The sequence below is a fragment of the Flavobacterium sp. W22_SRS_FK3 genome (assembly GCF_052113665.1).
Classification (GTDB): Bacteria; Bacteroidota; Bacteroidia; order Flavobacteriales; family Flavobacteriaceae; genus Flavobacterium.
In genome coordinates, this window is record NZ_JBGQOF010000025.1 from 15,875 (window position 1) to 40,047 (window position 24,173).

Sequence of the window (24,173 nt, forward strand, 5' to 3'; positions counted from 1 at the left end):
AAAATAAATGGAGTTACCTTATTGCTGAGTGATTTAGTAAAGGAGACTGTCAATGGGTATTTTGCTGAATTTTCTGAAAAAAAGATATTCAGACATGGTGGTAACAAAAAATATAATCGCTGGAATAAAAAACAGGCTAATCAACTTCATAGATGATAAAGTTTTAAATTATATTATTGATAGTTTGAAAGTACTTTTAGCAAGGAAATAACCAACAGTTTGTGGGAATATATGGTAAGATATTTGGTGCAACCACAATTAATGGTACCAAGATGATACCCAATGCAATACAAGGTAAAATTGTAGATTCTCCTCTTACAATAGAGAGTATTAAAATTTTAAAAGATCAAGATCTTAAGAAGAAAGAAGACTTGATAAATCTAGGGGTAAAATACTTTAAATATCAAACAAATTTATTTGGAGATATTATATCTGAAACAGATCGAGTTCAGACTGACTATGATTATTTTCAAGATTATGGTTTTTCTGATCCTACATTTTATAACGATGCTGATGATTATATGATTTAGTTTTAAATTAATTAGTTTTTTTACATTAAGTTAACAATCACTTAAGTTACTAAACTAATCAATATCTGGAATTAATGGAGCTCAATAACATTTAAAAAGAGCAAAAATGGATTTATGAGTTGGTGATGTTGTAAAAAATTTCTTAAACATTTTTGTTTCATATTAGATTTAAAATTAGAGAGAAATAAAATCAGTAAAATAAATAATTTGAGTTAGTCATTTAGTTTATATCTTTAAAATCAGTCATTATGGAAGTGTTTGAAGGGCTAAGCATACTAAAGTTTATAAAAGAATTGCCGGATGATGAAGCTTGCAAAGCTTATTTAGCAAAGGTAAAATGTAAAGATGGCTTTGTTTGTATGAAGTGTGGTCATACAAAAAGGATTTAAAAAATCGGAATATATTACCAATCTTATAGCTGTCAATATGTGGAAAGCACCACTGCAAATACGTTGTTTCATAAGGTAAAATTTGGTTTGCACAAAGCTTTTTGTGTAGTATTTTAAATGACAACGAGTAGCAAAAATGTATCAAGTATTCAAATGGGAAAACGTTTTGATATTCGTCAAGGCACTGCTTGGTATTTTATGCAAAAAGTACGTAAAGCGATGCAAAGCAGCCAGAAATATCCTTTGGCAGAACTGGTGCATGTAGATGAATTTACTATGGGTGGAAAAGAAGAAGCAAAACAACGAAGGAGTTATGAATCTAAAAAGAAAAAGGCAGTAATAGCAGTAGAATTAAAGTAAAAGTATCAATAAAAAGAGTCTATGTGAAGTCTATCGATGACTATTCTTCAAAATCATTAACACCAATTTTTGAAGAGCATATAAGTAAAACTGCCAAAATAGTTACCGATAAATGGAGAGGATATGAACCTCTAAAAAGCTTTATAATATTGAACAAAAATTAAGTGATAAAGGGAAAAAATTTAAAGAGTTACATATTGTAATTATGCAATTAAAATCTTGGATCAGGACAATACCAACTCATGTTAGCAAATGGCATATTCAAGCTTATTTTGATGAGTTTTGTTGTAGGGATAAACCGTTCTCATTTAAAACAACTATTTTACATAAATTCATACAAAAAATGGTAAATACCAAACACATATCTCAAAAAGACATAAAACAGATAGTAAGTGTGTAGCTCAATAAATAATTATGAAAATAGTAAATAATCGATTTCAAGCAGAAAATCAGGAAGAAAAAAATATTCAATTGGAAACAGACAATAGAGCAGGAATAATAAAGCCTGAATATTATGAGCAGCAATGAGTGCTGCGTTCTCAGTCTTATCATTCAAAACTCCAGAGAGCAAAAGCGTGCCTATATTGTTATTGGGAGAGAAGGCGAAATATTTCAGTTGGTCGATTTTAATAGAAATCATGTTTTGCATGCAAAACACAAGCATCGAGATGAAATAGTACATTGGCACACTTTTACAGAAAAACAATTAGCGCCCGTGCTAGGGTATCCAAACCTTTAATATCAAAGTGTAATGTAAAGGGAATGTCGGGATCCCATGATATTGCTGCGCACAGAAAACAAGTCTCGGGGCCAGGTTTAAGGCCTATGGAATCTTTGTAGCAAATGTTTTGAGCAGGAATTATGATTCAGGAAGTTTTTATATTGTAAACACCAATAATGTAAACATTATAAAAGGATCTGGAATTAATTTTGAGAGTAGGGGACAATTCGGAAAAAAATGCAAAGGTTGAATATCTGGAGTCAAAAAATGGCTAGTTTCATGTTTTTATTATTGACGAAGAGATAACAATACAAAGAAAATAGATATTAGCTATATTCAAGTTTATTAAACCAAAAACTATAATTATGGAATATGCTTTAAAAATTTATCATATAGTATTCATTAATTTATAAAACAGAACGCTATGTTTCATTGGCAGTCAGTATTATAACCGTATTAATTTTATTAACTTTTTTTGGCTATCAAATATTTAATCCAAATAACAATGAGGAAAGTTCAAAAATATTAAATTAATTTGTTGGTATAGGTTCGACAAGTATTATTACCATTGCTATTGGGTATATCTATAAATTTATGGATAAGGATATGGAAGCGGCAAAAACATTTTATAATTAACGAAAAAAAAAGATAATAATGAAACCAATTGAAACTAAAAGCAAAAATGAGAAATTAATTTTTTTGGGTTATATATTATTAACAATGTTTTTTTTTGTTTAGTGTATTACTTTCAATATCAAAATAAACTACTTACTGCAAAAGAAGTATTGTTAACAGAAAAAGAGAAGAAATATGAATTTGAAAATATAAAATATGAAAATGTTGTAAAAGAGAGAGACCAAGTAATTAAATTAGTGCCTATTATTGTTAAAAATAATGTTGATTCCATTAGGGCTGAAACAAAAAAGATGATTAAGATGGATACCCATAAAGGGGCTATTGAAAATTCAATGGTTTTTATACAAGTCCAAAATAATGAGACAAAGATAAAATTGCAAAAGCAAAATTTTATCTCAATTCTGAGTTAATATGGTTACAAAGTAGAGAATAATTATACTATAGTAGAAAAAAATAGTGTTGCTAGTTCAATTCGATATTTTAATAAGGTAGACCAAATTTTAGCGGAAAATTTGATAGCAGATATTATAAAAGGCTTCCCGGAAATTGTCTTGCGGGCAGAATATATAAAATCGGAAAATGTTCCTGTTGGGCAAATTTGGATTAAATAAGTGTAAATAGCACTGAAAAAGTATATCCTGTCAATTTAACCATATAATCTTTTTTCTGCTGTATAAATGGTTGCCGCTTTACAGAATTTATTTTTTGATGGACCATTCCATTCTTTGAAGTCTCTCAGAAAGAAATATCAAAGACCCAAGCAAGGTATTTTCATCAGGAAGCTTACCTGTTACGAGTTCTTTGAAAGAAGTCATGTAAACTTTCTTCAGCTGGTTCCAGACAAAGGAAGTCTTGCTGAATATAAGGGCATCTTTCGGATGTTCATACAGCCAGTTTTTGTTATTAGCAATAGCCTTGTCATCATCCTTGACCACCTGCAGCAGCATAGCATCAAACTCTGTGGAAGCGACAAAATTTGTATTTCTTCTTGCAGCAAAAGTTGATGCAGGTCATAAGTATGGCGTACCCTTCATTGCCGGTAGTTTAATATATTCTGCAATAAGGCTAAGCACATCTTTATAGTACTGTCTAAATAGTATTGAAAATAGCAAGTCCGATACCTTTTTTCAAACGGACTAAAAGGCAGTCAAGATAGTGCCCACCGTATGCTGCATGTGCATAATGGCCTGCTTCGCCTGCCCTGTGTAAGTCAGTATAAATTTGACTGTATACTAACTAATTATATAGGAGATAACTCAAATAATAACTTTGTATTTAGAATTTAGAAAAAGGCAATTAAATTAATTGTGTAAGATCTTTAAACAAAAAGTAATTTCGAGACATTAGCCAAATGTAAAATTGGTTTAGTATTAGGGAATTTTTGGAAAACCTACTTATAGAAATAGTTATTTTGAAAGTTTTGCGAGACGTAACCTTACTTGATACAAGCAAACTAGAATCACAAATAATCATCATTTTTAAAATCTAAAAAAAGCTCCAGATTTTCACTGGAACTTTTGTCCTATTAACGGCTTAAACGGAACAATTATCGAACCATTTTACAGCTGGTATAAAAATTAGATCGTTTTAAGATTATATTGTTTGCAAATTCTTAGGCAGCTAAATTTAATTTTGACACTGTCTAAAAAGTGTATAACTTAATAATATTTTATCACCACTTTTTGTTTAATTTAAAATCAATGTAAGTTTATGATTTTTTATAAAAATAATACAATTTTTATTGTCTACTTAAAGTAGCTGTTGTTATATTTTTAATCGCGATACCACCCGAGGTATATTCATCAATAAAAGTTAAGACAAGGGTCTCATTTGTTAAAGTAAAAGTGGATGCATCCATATCTGCATCTTCATCTTCATCATATTTAATTGATAAAACATTATCTTTTATCGTAAACGTCCCTGAATCCGTTGAAGATTCACCATTCGATGAAACTTCATAATATGAAAATGTACCATCTTTCTTAAATGTTAATATTGTGTAATTGTTGGCATCTACATTATTGCTTTGTATTCCTTGAGAAACTCCATCGTTAAATTTTTCACGCATAATCGAAGTTGTCTTCCAAAACCCTACAATTGATGGGCTTTCACTATCATCTTTACTACAAGAGGTAAATAAAGTACTTATAACCATTAAGGTTGTTAAAATAATTGCTTTTGTTGTTTTCATTTTGTTCATGTTTAAAGAATTTAAATTTGTTTTATTGTGTGACTTTATTATTTTAATTACCTAATAGAAATACATTTACTTTTATGTAATTCTTTTGTTATGCTAAATATTCTAATCAATTTTTGTGTATTATTCTTTAGCATAGAATTTTAAAATTGCTTTCAGGATTTTTAAATTATAATTTGTACTCGATTCATGTTACATGATTTTATAAATTATTTTTTCTGTTTTACTGTTTCTAATTGATTTCATAGCTGTTTCCTGTATTATTTACAGGAATATTTATTTTAAACTTAAAAAAGTTAGAGATCCACTCATTTCGGTTCTTAAATAAGATGCAAAATTATACTAGATGAAGATTTGAGCAATTAAAATGCAATAGACAAAAAGTAACTAAATATAATTTTGGAAAGAAATTAGGTAGACAAATTACTAATAAACAAAGCAAAAAACATTTTCTCTACAAATTGGGACTGCCTCATAAAAACTATGGAAAGTTCAATCCAAAATATAGTTAACCTAATAAACGACTTGTCAAAATAGATGCTATATATATTAGGATTAAATGATTATCTAAACTTATCATTTAAACAGATATTCATTTCCTTTACTTTTTAGTGATTCTATAAGGCGAAGTTGTCCCTATAGGCAACCCTCTTTTAATAAATATTGTAGCCATTGTGTTGACTATGAATGATATAATAACAACGAAGCCTCTTTCTCCGCCAGTAGAGGTTTCAAATGAAACTTTAAAAATCAAAAGCCTTTAAACACTAGTGTTTAAAGGCTTTTTCGTTTTTACACACTTTTCAAAAAGCACATGTTTTATCAAAAAGTAGTCACCCAATGAGTACCCACTTTTTTTTGGGTCACTTTTTACAAAATTGGTGAACAAAATAAAAAGAATTCCCCGGGAATTCCCTGGTATCAATGGGCTCTCTTAAAATTTTTAATTCAATTTGATTATTAATTTTAAAACTAGATAACATGTTAAAAACAATTTTCTTGCTAAAATCCGAGAGGGTTAACCGAGACGGAGAATCCTCTATTATTCTAAGACTTTCCTATAAAAACAAAAGGATTACAATCGCCTCGGGAAAATTCATCTCGAAAGAAAGATGGATTCAGACAAACCATCTGAAAAATACACTGAAGGCAGAAAAAGAAAAGGTAATCAAAAGTTCTCTTGATCTCATGCAGCTGAATGCCGAAAAGAAGTTTACAGAACTCTTCAGAATTGACCCTGACGTTGATCTGGAATTGCTAAAAGCTGAACTTACAGGAAAAGTCAAAATCGGCCAGCCTCAAGGTCCTTCCATAATTGAAATTATGGAAACATACAATATATTCTTCACCAAAAGAGTTAATTCTGGAGAACGCGCAGCGGCTTCATTGCAGAAGTACAAAAGAGCGAGGGATTTACTTTTGGATTTCATCACCAGTACCTACAAAAAGGAAGATATGCCCGCATCTGAAATATCAAGCTCCTTTGTCTTTAAACTGGAGCAGTTCCTTAAATACGAGAGCAGTTTCAAAGACCAGACAGGCATCAAAAACAATTCGGTGGTAAAATATATGAAAATGTATAAAACCGCCTGCAATTACGCCATTAAAATGGACTTGATCATTAAAAATCCATTCAACGTTTATGACGGAAGGCTAAGTGTGAAAGATGCTGTTTTCCTAACCCAGCTGGAACTGAATACGATCGAGAATAAAATATTTTCAACGCCCCGTCTGGAAAAGGTCAAGGATATATTTCTTTTCAGCTGTTATACAGGATATGCGCCCGTCGATGCAATGGATCTGTCCGAAAGAAACTTATCTGAAGATTCAAATGGGAACTTATGGATTATGACCAGCAGAGCTAAAACTGCTATTAGAGCCAATGTTCCGGTACTGCCTACCGTTGAGAAAATTATTTCTAAATACAAAAATCAGCAGAAAGGTCTTATCCCGAAAATTTCCAATCAGAAAATGAATGCCTATCTAAAGGAAATTGCTGATGTCTGCGGCATAAACAAACACCTTACCTGGTATGTTGCCAGACATACTTTTGCAACCACAGTTACTTTAGGAAATGGAGTAAGACTGGAAAACGTATCAGCCATGATGGGCCATACCAATACCAAGCAGACACAGCACTATGCAAAGGTTTTAGATGTTAATATAATGGAAGATATGGAAAAACTTAAATCTAAGTTTAAGTGATATTTTATTAAAAACAGTCTTCTATTTCGAAACCTCTTTTCGCTCGTAGTTACCTTTAAAAATCTGATTATTTATTTTTCAAGTATGACCGAATTACGGTGAGTCACATCGAAAAAGAAAACTTAAGTAAAAGCATGAGATCAAACTCTAGATTCGAATCACAGACATCTCTTATATCGCATATTGCGATATGCAATATGCGATATAAATAATTTGTTTATCAATAAAATATAACTAACTAACATCTCCAATTGCGTCCGCATTGCGGACGCAATTAAACTAGACAGAAGATAAACATTTTAATATCTCTTCTTAATCAAGAAAAAAAAAGAGCTTTATATTGTCAAAAGCATTAAAAAACAACCGGACATTGCGCCAGCTGGAATGCAAGATAAGCACCAGTTTAGAAGCATCTTTTAATAAGCAATGATAAAGAAAGTGATTGACAACTCATAATCTAGTGTATTCCTTTTTTTTTTATTTTAGAATGCGACTAGTTATTTATTGCTAAAACCTTCATAGATAATCGGAATTTTTCCGATTATAGTATAAAAAATTAACAGTAATGGACTTAAAATATTCCAAATAATCTTTAGTATAATCCGCGTAAACCTTCACATTTACAAGCCTTTACAATTGTGTCCACACTGCGGACACAATTGAGCGGGACAAAGTATAATCTTTGCTATTAATTGATAATAAACAAAAAAATAGATTTCTATAATACTGAAAGCGTTAAAAATAATTACACATTATGCCCATTTGAACGGCATATGAAAAAGGAATTGACGATAAGAAAAATCAAGATATAGGAGATAGTAAAAATAATAATTCTAAAAGAAAACAATTACTATAAATAATCCTAAAGATCATATAGCATTAACTTCTGAAAAATAAAAACATCTAATAATGTTTGTTATTATGAACATAAACGCTATTCTTGTTCATAATAATGAACATTTAACGAGATGAACAGAAAAAACAAACCATTTTTCTTAAGCAGATTATCTTAGAAAAAGAGGCGCCACCTGTATCGAAAGCACCAGTAACACTGGCTGTTATGTCAAAAATGAAAGGGTACTAACAGGGCTATCTTAAAATTAGTGGGTTAACTAACCTCTGTAAATGTAAAAAAAATCGAGAAAATTGCTGAGAAGCTTCAAAAAAGCAGGGTGCAACTTTTAAATTTCAGTAAATAAATTAGTGCGTTTTTTTATCAGATCCTTATACTGCAATTTTAAATCTTCGTCTAAAAAAGAAATGCTAACAAGTTCGATGGCTTTTGGAAGCCAGATGCTGAATCTTCGATAAACATTATTGACCTGCCTTGGATTTAATTTTAAAAAACTGCCCAGCCTGTCAAAATACACTTTGTTGAAATTTTTCTTTTTGCCTCCAAACATCAAGGCGGTATCTTCGTCATCTTTTGGCAATATTATTTTAACATTCAAAAGGTCATACGCGGGTGATAGTATCCAGCCAAATTCTGAATGCCACATTGAAAAATTTTTCAAATGCATATCATTGTTTCCTATGATAAAATTAAAAATTGCCAGTTCAAAAAATCGAACTTTATCGAGCAGTGAATTTACAGATAATTCACCGATAGTTTGTCCGAGAATTTCCATTGATCCCTTGTATTTATCACCTAATTCCAAAATTTGCAAAAAATCAATCATATGAATTTTTGAACCGTCATTTTTCCGATCAATCCGTTTTGTAATATAACATAACTCGCCTGATATAAGCCGAATCATATTCGAAGGAACTGTATCTATTTTATACAGTTCTGCAAGTTTCATTGAAAGATGCTCATTTTCAGGCATCTGTTTGTATTGGAGATTTTGAGGTTTTAAGATATAATTTCCGTCTAATGCATCTAGTATGGTCAAACGTCCATCATGTCCGTTTTCCAGAAATGTTTTAATCCATCCTAATGATAATTTAGGTTGAACTCCAGGAACGGATATCGAAAGTTCAACTGCTTCTTTGGCCAATTTTTCCATATCCTCCAGTCTGTATGGCAGGACAGGAGGCCGGCTGGTACCATAGAATCCTATGCTGCATTTTGAATGATAATCAACTTGATCCTCATCAAGTTCCAGGTAACAATATAGGCATTTATTCATTTTCATTTTCATTTAAGGGATGAACGCTGACTGCTCCAATAGCATTTTGACAGCACGCCAGCAGAAGCGCCATACGATCATTTTTGTTTATTTTCCAGCTTTCAGCCGCTATATTTAAAAGCCAGCCTTCGGGAATTAGTCCATCAAAAAAAGGAAATAGTCTTTTGCTTTTATAAGGGCGTACGCGGACCGGCATATCAAAAGTTATAAAAAGGCCTGGAAAGTTTGCTATATAATCCTCATTATATGTAAATTCATATTCTCCGTCAGCAGATTCGCTTAAAATTCCAGTTGGAATTGAATTATACTTTATTAGTGCCTGGCGCATAATTATTTTCTGTTATTGGTCCGAGAATATGCCCGAACATTTTTAAGACCTGGTTTACTTTTGATAAACTTAAATTTTCTTTTCCCTGCTCTATCTTTCGAATAACGGTTAATGCTACACCAGTTTTCAAAGCAAACTCTTCCTGAGTAAGACCAGCTTGTTTTCGTCTTTTCTTAACGAATTCTGCAATTAAATCCATTTTATATGTTTTTGAATATAAAACTAATCAAAAATTTTCAATTATATGCTTTTGGATATAAAAATTTACAAAACTCTAAAAATATATGTTTTTGCATATAAAATTAATCGATTGTTGCCTATTATATGCATTAAGATATAAATAATGTTAATTTAATTTTAAATGAGGAAGAAAAGTAATAATTATCGTTTTGTCGTTCTAAGTTTATGAGACAATTCGTAGAGTTATTTTTATTGCATAATGCAATCTTTTTTAGCGTACCGACCAGTAAGTTTTCGAGGATACCTTCATAAATCAAAAGATTCCATCTGGCTTTTTGATTTTATAATTTTTTGATCCAGTTTGTTAATTTTTATAAAATCAAAAAGCCAGATAAAGCATAGCGAAGTTAGGCATTTTTTTTTAAAATGTCAACTGTTTGCAAAACACTACCTTTTATAGGGTTTAAATTTGTAATCTGTTTATCGTGTTTGAAACTTCCGGAATTTTTGGCAGTTTCAGATTTATGTTGCGGAGTCTGAAGTTCTATAATAGAATATTTTCCTAGCAAACTACTTAAGAACTGTGCTTACTTTATTGAATGCATAAGGTATTACTCCAATACCAAGAGTTAATAAAATTGTTAAAAGTTTATCTAAATCTGGTGTATTTTTTGAGTCTTCAAAATAATTCCACATGAAGAATGTAGTAATTACACAAGCTAAACCTACCGATATTAATCCGCTTAGAAAAGCCAAAAAGCGACTTATACTTGTATTAGCTTTCGGTGTATCTGGATCATTATTATTTATAGCGTTTAATCCTTTTTGCAAAGCTTGTTGATTTTCAAAAGAAGCAGTTGAAATAGCCACAAATTGCTTTGTTCTTTCTACTTCTATCTGGATATTCGCCTCTTTATCTAAAAGCAAATCTTTTAGGGAAACATTATCTTTTCTTAATTTCATAAATACCAAGAATAAGATAACCAAAAAAAGTATAATGGGTGAAAAAGCAATCCACTTTTCTGGTGCTGTTATTGTTGGGATTGAAGCCTGACCATAAATATTAACAGATGTAAAAAGTGATGGCAACGATAATAAAATAAATGATTTCATAGTTAAAGTTTTTAATTAAAATATTTTTTAGATATCTATATCTTCTTCTTTTGTTAAGCTTGAGATTTTTTGGACTTTATAAATGGTAATACTACTTTGTCTGTTGATGTAATTATTAATCGCAATTGCCAATGCACTAGCAATTGATTTTTTGTAATTCATATCTCTTAATCGTTGAGCGTCTTTTGTCTCCGTAATAAAACTAATTTCGGCTAGTACGCAAGTTGTTTTAGAGAGATGATAAGTAGGATTCAATACTCCTAATTGCATTGCTTTCACTCCCCTATCCTTGTATTTTGTTACTGATACAAGTCTCTGTTGTATAAAAGATGCTAAAAGAGCAGAATCTTTATTTGCTTCTAAATGGACATATGTTTCTGTACCCTGTGTAGTAGTATCGTTCCAACCATTAAAATGTATTGATATAAAAACATCAGCATTAGTTGACTTTGCTAAATTTGCACGATCTCTCAGAGACAAATTGATATCTGATTCTCTAGTTAGAAAAGTTTGGTGTTTTTTTAGTTGTAATTCAATTACTAAAAGTTTACAAATTTCAAGGGTCAAGTTTTTTTCAAGGTCACCTAAAGCAGAAACTGCATGATTCGCATCAGAGCCTCCAATATTTTCCGTACCACCATGACCAGGATCTATGACAATAATTCCAGTTTTCATAATTATCTTTTATTGTTAGTTTTATTTTGAGATTGTAAAAGAGCATGATACAAATGAATTTGTTAATTCTCTGTGCTTCCTTTATTTACTAAAATACCAGCAAAAAGTAATGTTAGGGTTAATTGGTTTTCCATAATTATTTTTTTGATTTAAATATTGTTTCCGCATAAAAAATTGGCAAGTCTCCGTTCGTAACTGAACTATTATAAATTGTATAGGTAAATGCAAAATATCCGTTAGTCTTATCAAAAGCAGAAAATATAGCATCTGGATTTTCAATGGAATTACCATTACTTTCAATTTGCCTTATTGGAATAACTGGAAGTGACTTGGCGTTATCTTTTGGAAAATTTGCATCAATATCAATAAGATATTTGGCAGTAGTCTTGTAAGGGAGCTGCGTATTAATAAACACTTGTTTTTCGAAAGTATCCGATTGCGCGATTCCAAGAGGTTTATTATATTTTATTAATGGTGTTGCAGGAGTACTCGGTTCAACTGAATCTGTTTCATAATGAAATTTTGTATTTTTTACATCGAAATTTCTCTGAACTTTTATTATTGGTAAGACGGAAAATAATTTTTGCTCCCTATTAAAAATATTGAATCCATTTATCGTAAATTGAAATTCAGCTTTGATTTGCTTTTCAATATCAACCTTTTGGTGCTTAATAGCTAGTTTTAGACCATTTTCAAGATTTACGTCTTCTTGCCAAGAAGTTTCCCCATTTTCATTCTTAGTCACTTTTATAGAGAACTGATTGATAGTAGATTCATCTTTAGTTTCATTAAAAGAATTTTGTTTACTACTTTCAAAAAAGACATGAGTATCATTTACAAAGTCTTTCCACTCAAACTCTTTATCGTTTATTGAAGCCCAATATGCAATCAAACCCTCAAGAGTTTTATTATTATCTAAATTATTGAACTTATTGATGCTATTTTTAATTATTAATTTAACATCTATTCTATCATTGTTCTCACAATTATCCTCAACATAAAGCTTATATTCCCATTCTCCTGCCTTAGGTAATTTTGTACCAGAGTTAATACCCCAAGCATACCCCATATCTGCTTCTAAATTAGATTGTTCTGCCTCATGTTTAATTATGATAGGTTTAAGCGGGAATTCGCGGATAATTTTAGGCCATTTTTCAACTTTATATTCCTTAATTTTTGGATCAATCGGATCGATTAATTGTATCCATGTTGATTTTTCGATTTCACTTTCAACTTTATTATCTTTTATTTTTTGAATATCCTTTTCAATATGGGTTATCTGAGGTTTAATGGAGAAATTTATATCTCCTTCCATAGATTGTTCCTGATCAAAAAAGATATTCCATTTTTTGTCTTTATTAATTTTAGAAGAAATGATATTATAATTTTTAACCGTCTCTACGCTTATTGAAAGTCTGTAGTTTGATGGGATTTCTAGCCCATCAACTTCTAAAGTAACAGCTCCATCATATGCATAAAAATTAGTAAGTTTATTAAGGACAATTTCTTTGAAATCGGTAATCGAGTTTGTTTCACCACCATTAATTGAAGCATCCATAACCTCATCAACTTTATTACTAAGCACATCTATAGCAATTTTCTTTTTGGCAGCAATAAGTTTTTCAAAAAGATCTTTAGGATTTTCAGCGGTTGGATTGTTAGTATTAAGTTTTGATGAAATAGAATCCTTATTTAACAATTCATCTATTTTTTCCAACACTATTCTGAAACTTTTATCCAAGTCAATGTTGGTAAACTCTTTTGTAATATCCTTATGAAAATAACTTCCAGACCAAAGCTTATTACTAATCGGCTTAATCCCTAAATAGGATCTCTCGGCTTTAATTTTATCGCTATTTAGATAATCAGAATTAACTCTTAATTTTCTAAGTGCTTTATTATTAATCAAATGTATTACTTTGTCTAAATTTTTGTCAACAGAAATGGCCAAAGAATAGCGATTTAATTTAGGATCATTATTTTCTTGGGTTTTATTTTTCACAACCATATTTAAAGCTTTCAGATTCGAAGTTCCATCGGTACCATTCGAAGCCTGAATTTTAGTTGTAACAGCTTCCACTAAGCTATATTCCCAAATAGATGCCTTTGAGTTTAAATCTTCGAATGTATGTTCAATCTCAGAAGTTGTATAAATACTGTCATGGGCTTTATGAATTATATTTTCTTCTTTTCTAGTTAAACTGATTTCAAAACTGAATGCATTTTCAATTTCATTCTCTTTTAGACCTTCAGTTTTTACTACAAATTCACTTGGCTTAGTAGATACGTCTTTCACTGGCATTTCCCCATTACAAACTGATTTAACATCCTTAATAAGTAACAATATTTTATTTTTTATCTCCTCCTTATCTTCTTTTTTATTTGCTTCTCTTTCTGTTATTAAAAGTTCTGTATTGTCATCCGTTAACTGCGCTACAACATTATAAAGTGTAGTAAGAATCCCTTTAGCAGCCTGTGATATTTTATCTTGATCTTCTGCCACAATATTCGTATCGCCAAACTGATATCGGTATTTATTCTCTCCATTGCCATCTCTTGGTATAGCTGCCAGATCAAGAATTTGTCTTATATCATAATACCCTTTTAATTTCCAATATAATGTATCTGTCTTTTCTGTAAAACTATCAAGCCAATATGAGAACTTAATTAGTGGCCAAGCCTCAACCGGTATAAGCTTGTCGAAGTAATAATGCTTGTAATTTATTTCACTTAAATCAATACTAGTTCTAAAACCATAAATATCTCGAACGCCCAATTTTAATTGGTAGTGTTTGCCAACAGTTGCATACCTGTTAAGATTATTTATGTCATGATCATCAACTTTTATTTTTAATGGTGAAATATGAGAATAAACAACTTTATCCTTTTTAATGATTTTTCTTTTGCCATTTGCATCTTTTGTAATGTTTTTAGGCATAATAGGAAGAACTTTATCCATGCTTAATATCTCAACATCAGGATCAGAACCTGTTGCTGATTTTATCAGGCCAAATTCAAGTGGAAGATATTGCTGATATTTCGGTTGTGTCGACTGTTTTTTTAAGAGTTCAAAACCAAAATCGTGTGCAGGCATTGTTGGATAATATTCTAACACATCTTCGTCATCTTGTTGTAATTGCTCAATATAGAGGTATAATTTATTGTCATTTAAAAATGTAAATAAGTCCTCTTTCACTATATTGTTTTCCTCAATAATTTCAATAGTATCAATATTGTCGATTTTCAACGAATTGAAGAAATAAGGAACTTCTTTTGTCTGCGTTTCAAATGACATTACAACCTCTTTTAGATCTTTCATAAGCACGGACGAATTTTCAAATACTAAATAGTAGCCACCAGTATTGGTTGTGAGCGCCTCCCATACCAATCTAATAAAATTCTGTTTTCCAGGATCCGAAGGATTATTGGAATCTTCAACAAATAGTTTGCGATTTTCTGGTTCGTCCAATTTATTTAAGCTCTCAATGTTGAAAATAGGGGGAGCCGTTCTCGGCGATAAATTGGTTTTGATGATTGTGGTACCAGTCTCTGTCAACTTAATTAATTTAGACTGACCCTCGCTCTCAATTTTGCCATAAAAAGATATATTCGAGATACTAAATCCTTCATCTTTAAGCAAAGTAATAAGTGTTAAATCATCTGCTAGGACATTAGTTAATTCAAGAACAAATTTGCCTGCTTCCGCTGATGATGATTTTACCTGAATTTCTATATTTAAGCATTTTGCAAATTCAAGTTTCTTTTTATCGGCTAAGAATGAAGAAGCTGTCACTTCATCCTTTTGAGATTTACCTGAAGTGTTTTCATATTGTGCGGCAGTTAGCTCAAATTTATAATTTGAAGAATTATTAATACCATTTTTAAATAGTTTTTTTGGTATCTCATAAAATCTATTTACTTCCTCTTTATCACCTACCTTACTAAAAATCTTTTTATGGTTTGATTGAACGGCCAGTGTTACATTAATAAGTTTGTAAGGTCGTATAAACTTTACTGGTTCAAACTCATTTTTCAATGTATTAAAATCGGTATTTTCTAAACCATTTATGAAATTCCAAATCTCTTTAACCGCTTCTTGTTTTCCGTCTCCTTCTTTACCAAGAATGTTATTGGTTATATCATAGTTTTTAGCTCCATTCTCAATCGAGATTTCCACATGTTCCCATGCACCAGCATCGGGATTTATAATTGGTGTAACAACTTTGAATTGTCCAATAAGTTCATTTATAGATATCGTTCCCTTGTTTATATCTCTAGGTAATCTCAAACCACTATTGTAGAAATAGTTGAGTTGACCTATGATTGCTTCAATATGATCATTTGTTGAAATTGGGGGACCGTCATTAAAGACTAAATCTCCATTAATGATATTAACAGTTGGATTATATTCTTCACCATTTTTCTCCTTAGGATTAGCTTGAGAATATGCTTTTTCAAGCGTGAGCAATGCTGCTAACTTAAAAAACTCAGGAATGACAAAATTTTCCCTTAAATCAATATTTGTTGCAAGCAATTTTTTATCGTCTTCTTTTCTTTCAATGAATTGAGTTTTGTAATCATTGAAATATTCCTCCAAATAATGAATGTATTCTGCAGATTTTTCAATATTATTAATTGGAATTGTTACCTCACTTGAAAGAAGTCCTTTTATTTTTATTTCAAATCCGTCTTTTATTTCATTATTATTAACCTTAATGTTTTTTGAAATTGGAGCAGGAATAGCTATGTATGGGCATTTATTTTCATCAGGATCTGACAATAAATTAATGCAATCTTCATAGCCGATAGATTTTTTAAATTCTTCTAACTCATCATCATCATTATACTTTTTTAAGAGAAACTCTTTTTCAAGTATGCTTTTCATTGTTTCCCAATCCTCATTTGTACGATCAATAAATTTAGGACAATAATTTGGAACCGTAATATTAACTTCAATACCTTCTAATTTGCCTATTAAAAGTATTTCTCTAAGTGTTTCGTATTTTAACTGATTGGTTCCAAGTACCTCTTTTATCTTTGTGATTAGATCATTGATAAAAGGTTGAATAATTTTATTCTTAAAGATATTTTCTCTTGAAGGTTTTAATTTTCTATCATCTCCCATCTTTACCCCAAAAAATGGGATATAAAAGTTACTAACAAGTATAGTCTCTTCTTTTCCTGTTAAAGTTTCTTTTCGTCGTGTAAAAGTTGGAATGAAAACCATGGGCATTTCATTCAATGATTCGAGTGCCCAATTAGGATCAAACTTACTTCTATCTATTAATTTAAGTTGTTGTTTTGCAGTAAGTTTGCTTGACGAATCGCTACCTCCAATTATATACTCAAATCTTACATAAGCGTTGAATTTAAATCGAACAACCAAACACCATTTTTTTCTAAAGAATTTTACGCAGAATAATGTCACTCTTATCGAAACGATAACCTCCCCTTCAACATACACTTTGACAGGTTGGATACCCTCATTCCATGTGCGCACAACATGCCCACTGCTATCTATATCGGTAACTTTTTCGCCTAAATAGATGAGCAGTAAACCAAACTCCGCTCTTACTGAAATTCGTACTGCTGCTTTTACTATTTTAAAATCAACATATCCAACAATTTCTGCTATTGCACCCACACGACCCAATACGGCAAAATGGTCTGGAAATAATGCTTGTAAACCATTGTCTTTTTTGAAAGCAAAAGCCCCTTCTAAAATTCCATAGACGCTTAAAGATGCTCCAATGTATAATATGCCTTTATTTAAGTAAGCACCTAAGCCTACCCGCATTGCAAAACCTGCTTGGATAATGTTTACCTCTTTTAATTTGATTGCACCAAATAAAGTTAGAGATGGTACATTTGATTTCTTCAAATAAAAGCCGAACCAACCTACAAAAGGAGGAGCTGTGTTTAACTGAATAAAGCCGGATCTTGACCAGTCGTTACTGTTTTTAGGAAAACCAACATCAGCTTTCCAGTCGCCGTTGGTATAAATTTCAATACCAATATTAGGTAATTGGAGAGATGCTCCACCTATATCCTGATTCCGAATATCATCTGGTAATTGAATTTCTGTAGAATAACACCCCAAATTATCTGATAATTTTTTGTAGAGGATATCAATGTGAAATCCTTTAAGAACTTCACCTTGAAAACCGAGATATAATCCGTAAAGTTTAGGATCATTAAAAATAAACTTCAAGTCTATTATTTTTGCCCATTCTTTCGAAATTAATGACATTACATCTTCGGAAGCAATAAACCAATTTCTTTCAGGTTGGTAACCAATTACTTCAGGGGTTAAAGAGCATTCTGGAACATCTTTCAAGTCAGCTTTAAAAAAATCTTTTGATTTTTCAATTGCAATCTGAGTAGAAGACGTTTCAAGACTTATTGGAGGACCCGATCTTTGTCCCAATCCTAACAAAAGTTTATTAGTTGTGCTATTATCACTAAGATTGATTAGCCAAGCGATTTTTTTAGGACTATCTTTTCTGAAATCTGAAATTATAACACCATCAAACGTGGTGTTTTCTTTCGGAATTTGTGTTCCGAAAACTGTAAGTTTGGCATCATTTAATCGCAAAAAATAAGCCGTACAATCTTCTTTTTTACCAGTGTTATCAGGATTAAATTTACCATAAGATAACTCTTCTACATCTAGTTTAAGCGCTCCAAATAAATCTAAGTGTAAGCCTTTATTACTTGGTCCATTCAATTTAAAACCAATAACATATCCGCCTTTTGGAGTCCATCCAATAAGTAGTTGTGCTTTTAGATTTTTTAAAGCACCTAAGTTACCTAATGTACCTAAATCAAAATCAAATACAAATGAAAATAATGTGCTTTTGAGTCCAAGCTTTATTTCGGGAAATTTGAAATTCGGAAATTTGAAAAAATCGAAGTCACCTTTTGGAAATTGAAAATCAAATTTACCATCCGGTAATTTAATTTTTTCAAATTCAAATGCTTTAAAATAACTAAACTTAATTGGAAAACTACTTAAAAACCCTTTACCCTCAAAAGAAATATTTGGTATAATTGACCAATTATTTGTATCAAAATTAATTTTCGGCAAACTAATTTTAGAGAAATCAAATTTTAAACCTATATTATTTATATATAAACGATCTACAGAGAAAAGTTCTTTAAATAGTTCTGAAAATTTAATCTCTGAATCAATATTAAATCTAAACTTATCATTTCCATTATTTTCAGAATCGTTAAGCTCAATGTTGAATCCTATTTTGGAAACTTTAATTTCTGTAATTAAATCATTTTCAGGAAGAGTAATAGTTATTAACGAATCTGTTTGAAAAGATATTTCTCCTGCTCCTGCAGAATTTTTCTGATAGGTTCCGTTTAGTCGGATTAAATTACTTTTTTCTACTGGGGCTGTAGGAATACCTGCATTTTGTAATTTAATTTTATTGATCTTAACAGAATCCTTAAATAAATTTGGTACTTGTAGAAAAGCAAAAGAGTCAAAAAGTTTAATAGATGAATTTGCAAAACTGACTTTCAATTTTGACAAGACAAATTTATAAGAATCATCGCCATCTTTAAAATGGTCTTTAATAGTTATGTAGTCTTTTGCATTCTCAAATGGATTGTAATCAATTAAACCAAAAAAGGAAGTAGATTTGATTTTAATTTTGCTATTGCCATTGTCAATTTCTGTTTTATTTATTGGAAAAGCTGCATATTGAAATTTTAATTTCGTTACTAAGTCAATTTTAGGTTGGTCACTATTACCCTCTTCGAAATTCTCTTTAAAAACCTTTTGAGATGAAGACACTCCTTTAAATATTTTGGGCAAGTTTTCAGAATCAGAAATGGGAATATTAAGAATTAGAATACCATTCCAATCTTTATCATCTAGAATTGATTTTTCAAAATAATCATCTTTAAATTTTTTATTATCATCAATTGCAGACTTAATAGCATCTAAATTGTAGTTTAGTAAGCCTTCGTTTGTCCAACGTTTTGAATCATTAACTAAAGTTGATAATTTCTCTTTGTGGAATTTAAAAATAATAATAGACTCTGAGTCTATGGGAGTAGTTGAAGAATATGAACTCATTAGATCTACCACAAACTCTAACTTTGGATCTAATTCTTTATTGATAGCAAACTTTGCATTAATTTTTACATCAGTAACCTTTTTACAATACTCTTTAAAAAGAGCGGGAGTTAAAACAAAAAATACCTGATCTTTTCTAAGTGACAGATCTAAGTCAGTATCAATGTTTTCAAGTGAAAATTGGAAGCCATTTTCGTTAGAGATAAATTCATAACCATTAGAAGTTTTCTGAAATCCTTGAGGTGTAATATAATCTACTGGGCTATTTACGTATTCTATTTCCTCTGCTGATTTGTTGGCTTTTTTAGCTTTTGCCTCTTTATGGGCTTTTAATCTTATTTTTTTGAAAACTTCTTCGAGTTCAAAAAGTTCTGGATTGTCTTTAAAAGAAAGCGTTGGGATTATAGGGAAAGGCTTATTTGTTATATTTCCAAAAGGAATAGAAGCATAATCTATTTCTTTCATATCTATTTCATTCAAACTTTCTTCCTTCGGACTTTCATTTTTAAAAATTGGGGATTTTTCGGAGTCGAGGTTGAAGGATTGGTATTTGATGGTTGGTTTTGTTGATATTGAATTTAAGCTCGGTTCTAAGTCATTTTCAGCATTATTAACTTTTACTTTTACATCCTTTTGGAAATTCAATATTAATCTTGGACTATCCAAATTTAAAGATTCTGTTCCACTGGATCCAATTTTAAAATTTGTTTCACTTGATTTAAAAGCAACTTCACCATACGGCATAAAGTGATAAAATGGACCTTCGGAAGGAAGATCGCCATCTTTATATTTTGTAAAACCAACCACAGCTTTTAAAGGACTATCTAAAATGGTTTGGTTAGCAAGTTTATCTATAATATTAGCGTTTATCGCCTTATTTTTTAATTCAAATCGTGTCAGAAATTGATTTGATTCGGAATGATTAATAACACTCTTTTGAGGATAAGGGAAGTAGAAAACTTCTATTTCACTTTCGTTGTCGTATTGTTTTTTGTCAAAATAATGAGTTGATAAAACATTGAAGGATGAAGTAATATTTTGAGTCACAGGTTGGATAACCTTTTTTTTTCGTTCATTTTTAAAAGATAAACAACCGCAATCAATTTTACTCAATAGAATTCTTGCTTCTTTAAATGTTAAATATTTAGCATCACAAATTAGTTCAATCTCTCCTTTTGATTGTAAAAAAATATTGTTATTTATATATTTGATTGTGGGTTTATTCCCATTTGTATTAAAATCTAAACTGTTATTAAATCTATAATTAGAAAACTCACCTACTAAATTTCCAGAATTACTAGTGAATTTAAATTCCGGTTTATTAATTAATCTGATGGTATTATCAGCACCAAAATTTTCAATCCATTTAATCCCTTTCTCAAACGAGTGTCCAACGTCATTACTAAGTGGAATATTTGAATTACTCAGTATAATATCTGTGTATTCCTCGTACGAAAAAATAATCACAAAATTTTTATTGAAATTGACATCAATAAGTTGAGAAATTTTAATAGACAAATCAGTGAATTCTTTTATAAATAGGAGAATATTTTTATTTCCGTCAATATAATAGAATTGTTTAAATTCTTTGTGTTGCTGAAATTCCATATGCTAATCGATTTAATAAATTATTTTATCCCCTGGAAGAAAGACAATATTTGAATCAGAAGATTTCTTAATTTTTATATATTTTCCATTAAAACTTCTATATATTGAAAATTGATTTCCGAAGTTATATTGTTGATTTAATATTGAAGTATTACTTCCTAATTTAATTGTAACTGGGAAATTATTATAATAAATGATAATTACAGGTGTAATCAAAGTTCTTGAATATTTATCATAATCCTTATCCTCATAATCATCACTATCATTTTTATAGTTGTATCCTTGGCTATTATAGGCAGCTTTAACATTAGTTTTTTCATTAGCGCCTTTAAGTAGTAAATCGAGATTATCATTTAATAATAGAATTGAATTTCCTGAGTATCTATCTTTTTGGTCTCCCTTTCTTGAATCATCGGTTCCACGATTTGAGTAATTAGAATTCTGTTTCATGTAATCTTGAAATAAGACAACAAAATGTTTGTTTTTAGAATTTTCAGATAATTGTAGATCTCCGGAATTATTTAGCAATATTGTTGTGGGGTCCATTTGCTGATTAGGATCCTTTCCAATAAAACTATTGGAAGGCATTGTGTTATTACTAAATTGAACAAATGGCAATTGATAAATTTTCCCCGATTCATCACGATAAAAATTAATATTGGTTTTAGTAACTAAAGTATAATACCAATGTTCACCTGGCGGTTTTGGGAAATTAGACCACGATAATGAGCTTATTTCTACATCTAGCGATATTTTAGGATTTAGTAACAACATAGAGTATTCTTTTGTAACCTCCCATCCATACCTTGCCAAAGAAGCCTCTTGTGGTACGGGAATGTGTTCAAAGACTTTTTCGACTATATTTTGAGAAATACTGGTAGGCCATCTATATTCAGTTTCTTTTTCTGAAATTTTAATCAGTAAGTCTTTAGCAAGCTTTTTAAAATTTTCAGATGTTTGTTTTTCATTTTCTGTAATTATTAACGAATCGCAATCAATCTGAATTAAATAACCCGATTTTTGGTTATTTATAGGAGCGCATTTGAAGAACTCGGAAGTAAGGGTATAAGAACTTAGATTAGAAAATTCAACTTTCTCATCTTTTTCTTTTGCTTTTCTCTTAAGTTGACTACATTCTTTTATAAAATAATCATCATCCCCAGACCAAGATATAGTTTTATTTAATGCTGAAATCGAGTTTACGTATTTATCCGAGAGCCCACAAAATAGTATATAGTAATAGCGATCGTAACCGTATTTCTTTTCACCATTTTCCTTGAAACCCCAATAGGTATGAGGTGGGACGATAAATTCTCCAATATCTTTTGATTTTATTATTTTATAACTCGTGTCGCAAGATTGAAAAAACATTACTGAACATAAAAAGCAAATTAAAATAGTTTTCCTCATATTATTATATTTTATATTATTCTTTCATTTGTATTGCTGTCGTAGGTTGTTATTTAGTCTATTCTTGGGAATTGAATAAGAGTAAAAAAATTTCCTAGAAATAATAAACTTAAAATTTTCCTTCGGTTTGATTATAGAGAAAAACACACCCATTTATAACCATCTGCAAAGTCACAATTTTTGGCAGTGCAAATTATATTATTGCAGATATCTTAATAAGTACCATTTTTCCACAATGAATCAGTGCCGTTCCTGATTCACTGAAAAGTACATTACTTCTTTTCAAAGAGAATATCACATTATATTTCCTAAAAATCATTTTATGAAAAGTATAAGAATCCAAAAAAAATATTCTTTTAAGGCTGCCTATAAAATCATACAAAAACTAAAATTGCTATGAAGAAAAATAATACTCCTAATCCAAATGAAATTTCGCTTATGATTAATGAAATTCTAGAGAGCTTCAATGTTTTGTGCAGGCCGACTCTTTGTACAACAAGCTTCGAAGGATTAATATTATTTTGTGCCCTTAAAACACTGACATACCAGCTCATGGCATCAGTTGCAAAATATCTATGGCACAAAGCTGCTCCGGAACAAATTACAAAACCAGCTAACGCAGTTATTAAAAAAAATTTATTTTGAAATACATTCTGGTTGCATTCTCCCTTAATAACAGTGAGAATAAGCGTACCAAATCCGCCAATTGCTAATAACGAAAGACGAAGTAATTCACTTGAGAACTTTATATAATTCTCCGAAATCATAAAGTCTGACTTATACTTTGATTCTTCAATGTCATAAATTGTTTTCATAACTGAATATTTATTTAATCTTTGACTGCGCAAACCAATTCAGATTTTCTTTTCTTAACCAGCATACTAAAGTCAATAAAAACAAATCAAATATAAAAAACATAAAAACATAACTATCAGGTATTTATACCTGATTTTAAACTTTAAATTATTAAAATCATCCATTGTTTATAAAACCAAATCCTGTAATTACGCTGCCTCATATCCTGCCAAAATTTTCTAAAAAAGTATTCGTCTTTCAAGATAGCAGAGTCGTCGCACAGCGCATAATGGAAAAGTAAGCCCAGATTTACATTGGTGAATTTGGATTCAAACTGCAAAGCTAAAGCTACCAACTAGGGCAGACTGTAAATCTACCATGGGAAATTAGTAAGTTTGAACGCTTCTCTAAACACAAAGAGAATTACAATGTTTTCGTTTTTTTTTTTATAAGCATCCTGGTTATTAGTTCGCACATAAATAATATCAAAAAAATTTTCACAATCGAAAAAACATTTTATCCTTGCACCCGCAGTCAGAAAATGATTGTGTCTTATTGGAGGAATGGCAGAGCGGTCGAATGCGGCAGTCTTGAAAACTGTTGACTGTAACAGGTCCGGGGGTTAGAATCCCTCTTCCTCCGCCAAATAAAGTCCGAAAAGTGACTTTTAAAAAATTAAAAGCCTTTAAACATCAGTTTTTAAAGGCTTTTTCATTTGGAATGGTATCGAACCCTGCTTGAAAAAATGGTTACTTTTTTGGTTACCTAATCTATTTTGTGCTGCTTTTTTAAATCTGGGTAACTG

General features: G+C 30.5%; 14 protein-coding genes, 1 tRNA gene and 1 pseudogene. 5 read left to right on the plus strand and 11 right to left on the minus strand.

The features are described 5' to 3' along the window. Positions 1 to 221 precede the first annotated feature (221 nt). Entirely contained in the window at positions 222 to 530 is a 309-nt protein-coding gene (locus tag ACEN2I_RS17675) for a hypothetical protein (protein WP_441767428.1), read from the plus strand. A 248-nt stretch (positions 531 to 778) separates the two neighbouring features. After that, positions 779 to 1,679 (plus strand): annotated as a pseudogene (locus ACEN2I_RS17680) (IS1595 family transposase). Positions 1,680 to 1,691: 12 nt separating this feature from the next. Here the strand turns inward: ACEN2I_RS17680 and ACEN2I_RS17685 are convergent. Then, complete coding sequence (locus ACEN2I_RS17685) at positions 1,692 to 1,961, minus strand: hypothetical protein (RefSeq protein ID WP_441767429.1); 270 nt, start codon at positions 1,959 to 1,961, stop codon at positions 1,692 to 1,694. An 824-nt stretch (positions 1,962 to 2,785) separates the two neighbouring features. Between ACEN2I_RS17685 and ACEN2I_RS17690 the strand changes: the two genes are divergently transcribed. Beyond that, positions 2,786 to 3,046 (plus strand): hypothetical protein, encoded by a 261-nt coding sequence (locus tag ACEN2I_RS17690; RefSeq protein ID WP_441767430.1) that lies wholly within the window; start codon positions 2,786 to 2,788, stop codon positions 3,044 to 3,046. A 288-nt stretch (positions 3,047 to 3,334) separates the two neighbouring features. On the opposite strand, the gene ACEN2I_RS17695 is transcribed toward ACEN2I_RS17690, so the two are convergent. Both ACEN2I_RS17695 and ACEN2I_RS17700 read right to left on the minus strand, forming a co-directional pair. Continuing rightward, positions 3,335 to 3,583: a hypothetical protein gene (locus ACEN2I_RS17695; protein ID WP_441767431.1), complete on the minus strand. Its 249-nt coding sequence runs from the start codon at positions 3,581 to 3,583 to the stop codon at positions 3,335 to 3,337. Between the two features lie 791 nt (positions 3,584 to 4,374). Continuing rightward, positions 4,375 to 4,827, minus strand: coding sequence for a lipocalin family protein (locus ACEN2I_RS17700; protein ID WP_441767432.1), 453 nt, complete (start codon positions 4,825 to 4,827; stop codon positions 4,375 to 4,377). 987 nt (positions 4,828 to 5,814) lie between these two features. Between ACEN2I_RS17700 and ACEN2I_RS17705 the strand changes: the two genes are divergently transcribed. Then, positions 5,815 to 7,038, plus strand: coding sequence for a phage integrase SAM-like domain-containing protein (locus ACEN2I_RS17705; RefSeq protein ID WP_441767433.1), 1,224 nt, complete (start codon positions 5,815 to 5,817; stop codon positions 7,036 to 7,038). A 1,181-nt stretch (positions 7,039 to 8,219) separates the two neighbouring features. On the opposite strand, the gene ACEN2I_RS17710 is transcribed toward ACEN2I_RS17705, so the two are convergent. The 8 genes from ACEN2I_RS17710 to ACEN2I_RS17745 form a co-directional block, all read right to left on the minus strand. Then, positions 8,220 to 9,167, minus strand: a complete 948-nt coding sequence (locus ACEN2I_RS17710) for a HipA domain-containing protein (RefSeq protein WP_441767434.1) — start codon at positions 9,165 to 9,167, stop codon at positions 8,220 to 8,222. Next, on the minus strand, positions 9,160 to 9,495 hold the full coding sequence (locus ACEN2I_RS17715) for a HipA N-terminal domain-containing protein (RefSeq protein WP_095384031.1): 336 nt from the start codon (positions 9,493 to 9,495) through the stop codon (positions 9,160 to 9,162). The genes ACEN2I_RS17710 and ACEN2I_RS17715 overlap by 8 nt, the downstream gene beginning before the upstream one ends. After that, positions 9,470 to 9,694, minus strand: a complete 225-nt coding sequence (locus tag ACEN2I_RS17720; protein ID WP_095384033.1) for a helix-turn-helix domain-containing protein — start codon at positions 9,692 to 9,694, stop codon at positions 9,470 to 9,472. Before ACEN2I_RS17720 ends, ACEN2I_RS17715 begins: the two co-directional genes overlap by 26 nt. A gap of 551 nt (positions 9,695 to 10,245) precedes the next feature. Beyond that, a complete protein-coding gene (locus tag ACEN2I_RS17725; protein WP_441767435.1) occupies positions 10,246 to 10,788 on the minus strand; it encodes a hypothetical protein in 543 nt (180 codons plus the stop codon). 27 nt (positions 10,789 to 10,815) lie between these two features. Further along, positions 10,816 to 11,463, minus strand: coding sequence for an N-acetylmuramoyl-L-alanine amidase family protein (locus ACEN2I_RS17730; protein WP_441767436.1), 648 nt, complete (start codon positions 11,461 to 11,463; stop codon positions 10,816 to 10,818). Positions 11,464 to 11,599: 136 nt separating this feature from the next. After that, the gene (locus ACEN2I_RS17735; RefSeq protein WP_441767437.1) at positions 11,600 to 21,163 is read right to left on the minus strand and encodes a hypothetical protein; all 9,564 of its coding nucleotides are present in this window, start codon (positions 21,161 to 21,163) and stop codon (positions 11,600 to 11,602) included. A 12-nt stretch (positions 21,164 to 21,175) separates the two neighbouring features. Then, complete coding sequence (locus ACEN2I_RS17740; RefSeq protein ID WP_441767438.1) at positions 21,176 to 22,573, minus strand: hypothetical protein; 1,398 nt, start codon at positions 22,571 to 22,573, stop codon at positions 21,176 to 21,178. A gap of 374 nt (positions 22,574 to 22,947) precedes the next feature. Further along, positions 22,948 to 23,388 (minus strand): hypothetical protein, encoded by a 441-nt coding sequence (locus tag ACEN2I_RS17745; RefSeq protein WP_441767439.1) that lies wholly within the window; start codon positions 23,386 to 23,388, stop codon positions 22,948 to 22,950. A gap of 537 nt (positions 23,389 to 23,925) precedes the next feature. Between ACEN2I_RS17745 and ACEN2I_RS17750 the strand changes: the two genes are divergently transcribed. Further along, positions 23,926 to 24,013, plus strand: a tRNA-Ser gene (locus tag ACEN2I_RS17750). The last annotated feature ends 160 nt before the right edge of the window (positions 24,014 to 24,173 follow it).

What these genes read in the sequence shown, in the direction of transcription:
- ACEN2I_RS17685 (WP_441767429.1), bottom strand. Translation starts at nt 1,961, where the DNA reads ATGTACTATTTCATCTCGATGCTTGTGTTTTGCATGCAAAACATGATT.
- ACEN2I_RS17695 (WP_441767431.1), bottom strand. Translation starts at nt 3,583, where the DNA reads ATGCTGCTGCAGGTGGTCAAGGATGATGACAAGGCTATTGCTAATAAC.
- ACEN2I_RS17700 (WP_441767432.1), bottom strand. Translation starts at nt 4,827, where the DNA reads ATGAAAACAACAAAAGCAATTATTTTAACAACCTTAATGGTTATAAGT.
- ACEN2I_RS17705 (WP_441767433.1), top strand. Translation starts at nt 5,815, where the DNA reads ATGTTAAAAACAATTTTCTTGCTAAAATCCGAGAGGGTTAACCGAGAC.
- ACEN2I_RS17710 (WP_441767434.1), bottom strand. Translation starts at nt 9,167, where the DNA reads ATGAATAAATGCCTATATTGTTACCTGGAACTTGATGAGGATCAAGTT.
- ACEN2I_RS17715 (WP_095384031.1), bottom strand. Translation starts at nt 9,495, where the DNA reads ATGCGCCAGGCACTAATAAAGTATAATTCAATTCCAACTGGAATTTTA.
- ACEN2I_RS17720 (WP_095384033.1), bottom strand. Translation starts at nt 9,694, where the DNA reads ATGGATTTAATTGCAGAATTCGTTAAGAAAAGACGAAAACAAGCTGGT.
- ACEN2I_RS17725 (WP_441767435.1), bottom strand. Translation starts at nt 10,788, where the DNA reads ATGAAATCATTTATTTTATTATCGTTGCCATCACTTTTTACATCTGTT.
- ACEN2I_RS17730 (WP_441767436.1), bottom strand. Translation starts at nt 11,463, where the DNA reads ATGAAAACTGGAATTATTGTCATAGATCCTGGTCATGGTGGTACGGAA.
- ACEN2I_RS17735 (WP_441767437.1), bottom strand. Translation starts at nt 21,163, where the DNA reads ATGGAATTTCAGCAACACAAAGAATTTAAACAATTCTATTATATTGAC.
- ACEN2I_RS17740 (WP_441767438.1), bottom strand. Translation starts at nt 22,573, where the DNA reads ATGAGGAAAACTATTTTAATTTGCTTTTTATGTTCAGTAATGTTTTTT.
- ACEN2I_RS17745 (WP_441767439.1), bottom strand. Translation starts at nt 23,388, where the DNA reads ATGAAAACAATTTATGACATTGAAGAATCAAAGTATAAGTCAGACTTT.